1 protein-coding gene is annotated in these 1,114 nt (G+C 39.6%); it reads right to left on the reverse strand.

Features of this window, described 5'->3' with window-relative positions; all coding sequences use genetic code 11:
- Positions 1 to 523 precede the first annotated feature (523 nt).
- Entirely contained in the window at positions 524 to 943 is a 420-nt protein-coding gene (locus tag G6Q00_RS08160; protein WP_163532746.1) for a hypothetical protein, read from the reverse strand.
- Positions 944 to 1,114 lie beyond the last annotated feature (171 nt).

Here is a 1,114-nt window from a genome sequence, read left to right on the forward strand (position 1 = left end):
AAAATAGATCCAATGTTGCTAGACTAAAGTTTGTCCCCCTTGAGGAGATCCCCGATGTGTATAAAAGATTTGATGATAGCGGCATCTTACTCGTGGATATAATTTATACCTTTCACCCTCCCCCCATTCCACCCTAAGCCCCTATTTAAGGGGCTATTTACTTCCCTAAACCTCCCTTTTTTAACCTCATTTGCCACACTTTGGCACACTTTGCCACACTTCGGCACATCATCTAACCCTAACGCCTTTAATCATAGCCTTTTTAAACTAACCTGTCAAGCTTATAAGCCCTTTTACTCTTAGCTAGGGGTGGGGGTCATTTTGTGGTTTTGTGTGGCTCTGTGTGGGCTTTATTAATCTAGTTTGGCTATATTTTTAAGCGCGCTAGGCCTCCTATCTAACCGCTTTAACCACCTAACATTAAAGCGCTTTAAGCTTAACCTTTTCTCTTTCTTTTTTTTGTTCCCTCCAATCTATTTACCCATTGCGCGCTAAAGCCCCTAGCTTTAGTGATAAGAATGTGTTAATCTTGGCTAAATATCGCCCTCTCTTGCTCTACTAACTTAGCCCGCACAAAGCTTTTAAATATCTTTTGTCTTTGCAATTCTAAGCTACTTAAGTTCTCACCTATACTATTGCTAAAGATTTGATCCGCACTTCTAATTTGAATGGCGGTTTCTTGGTATGTGTAGTCTTTTCTATCAATAATCATGGCGTGATACTTGATGTGGTCAAATTTCTCTAGCGCCTCATTAAGCGGCCTTAGATTAGTGCTTTCATCAAGTAGATACACACTAAAGCACCCCCAATATTGCACTAGGTAGTCCTCATACGCTCTTTGTGCTTTATATTGCTCATCTACACTAGCAAAGCGCGCTTTTTGTTCATAAGCTCTTGCTAACTCACTTTTAGGCGGGGTTTCTCTATCTTGTCTAAACCACAAAAGGGCTAAAACTTTACCACTCGCGCCGTAAAGCCCTAGCTTTAGCTAAGCGGATTAAGGCGCATGCTCGTCAGAGCATATGATGAGATACAACCCTTTTAATGTATTATTTGATAAATATTTTGTATAATACACTGCATGAAATATATCAAGTATAAAAGTAATAATAAC

Origin of the sequence: Helicobacter suis, from assembly GCF_902196125.1 — a bacterium.
GTDB lineage: Bacteria > Campylobacterota > Campylobacteria > Campylobacterales > Helicobacteraceae > Helicobacter > Helicobacter suis_B.